This is a genomic window from Mycobacterium sp. shizuoka-1 (assembly GCF_002723835.1).
Classification (GTDB): domain Bacteria; phylum Actinomycetota; class Actinomycetes; order Mycobacteriales; family Mycobacteriaceae; genus Mycobacterium.
This window is the reverse complement of record NZ_BEWG01000068.1, coordinates 66,478-67,987: the sequence shown is the minus strand read 5'-3', so window position 1 is coordinate 67,987 and position 1,510 is coordinate 66,478. Positions and strand designations below refer to the sequence as shown.

The 1,510-nt window shown below is 68.2% G+C and carries 1 protein-coding gene and 1 pseudogene; both read right to left on the bottom strand.

What is annotated here, in order from left to right; genetic code table 11:
• Positions 1–393, bottom strand: a pseudogene (locus MSZK_RS20410) (glycoside hydrolase); the annotation flags it as partial.
• A partial coding sequence (locus tag MSZK_RS20405; RefSeq protein WP_099250453.1) for a hypothetical protein occupies positions 390–1,510 on the bottom strand: 1,121 nt, incomplete at its 5' end. The pseudogene MSZK_RS20410 and the gene MSZK_RS20405, both read right to left, overlap by 4 nt.

Below are 1,510 nucleotides of genomic sequence, written 5' to 3'. Positions count from 1 at the left end.
CTCCGGTTCGGCGTCGGCATCGGGTTCGGTCTCAGGTTCGGTGTCGGAGGGGGCTTGGTCCTCGTCGGCGTCGGCGTCGGTTGTCGCTTCTGCGTCTGGTGTTGCAGCGGGGGTGTCTGTGGTGGTGGGCGTCGGTGCGGCAGGGCCACCTGGAGCTGGCGGAGGTGCGGTGTTCGTCGTGGCGGCGGGCACTGCGGAACCGGTGGCGGGCGGTTGCGCGGCGCTTCCCAGTGGGGGAACGCGGATCGGTACGGGGCCGGCCTGGGTGTCCTCGCTACCGAGGGGAGGCGGTGTCGTGGTGGTCTGGTCGGCCTGCTTGTCGCCGTCGGGGGCACCGAGGAGGTCGCCGCCGTTGGGATCCAGCGGGCCCTGGGTAGGAAGGACTGTGTTCACGGTGTGGGCACCTCGATTCGCCGGATGAGTCGGGCCGGTCCGATCTCGATGGGTTCGGGGGTGAGTCGGCCAGGTAGCAGCGTGATCATGGTTGTGGGGTCGACGGCGATTCCGACGAGGTGGGGCCCTTCGTTGGCGCTGATGTCGGTGAAGATCAGGTCTCCGGCGGTGGGGGCGTCGGCGCGGTGGCCGTGCTCAAGCAGTCCGGTGATCGTGGCAGGGAAGTGTTGTCGCAGAGCTTCGGTGAGCACCGAGGCCACGAACTGGGCGCTGTCGTTGGGTGGCGTGGCGGTGTCGGTCTGACTATCGGTTTGTGCGGCGGTGCCAGTGTGGCGTTGTGCTGCGCCGGCGATCGCCGGGCCGACGGGGTTGGGGTGGTCGGTGAGACCGGGGATCGGGGTGCTCAGCGCTGTGGCACAGGAGGCGGCTTCGGGGGCGGTGGAGGCGACTGACTGCGCGTCGGCCGAGGACACGAGCGCTGACGCGCTGGCTGTGGCCACGGCGGTGGAAGTGGGCGTAGCCGAAGGCGAGGGCAATGAACGTGTTGTCGGGGTGCCGATATCGATGGTGGGGCGGTGCTGGTCGAGGAGTGCTTGTGCTGTCTGGACTGGGCCATGGAAGGCCTCGGTGGGCATACCGGTGATTAGCGAGGCCAGCTCGGCTGGGTCGGTGTCGCGCCATTTCGGCGCTCGGTCAACCATGCGGTCGAGCGCCAGGGCGGTGGACACTTCAGGGGTCATCAGTTCGGCGGCGGTGCCCCAGGCAGAGGGCAGGCCAAGTGCCCCCACACCGTCGCCGTCGATGACGGCGCTATGCGCATAGCGCTCAGTGTCGGGCACTGTGGGGTTTGCGGCGTTCGCTAACCCGGTCGCGCGAAGTGAGATCGCCACAGTCACGGTTGCTCCCTGTCTGCCGAACCCCAGTGTTGTGGCGGTATCGACGATTCTCAACAGGACTTCATCGCGACTCAAGTTTGTCGTTGGAGGGTTTGCCAGCACGGTGGCGCGGGGTCCCAGCGCGGTGATGCAGGCCTGGTAGAAGTCCTGCGCGGTCTGCCCGGGTATCAGGAGCACGATCAGAAGCACAGGAGCGGCCAGGACGGCGATCACGCCGGCCG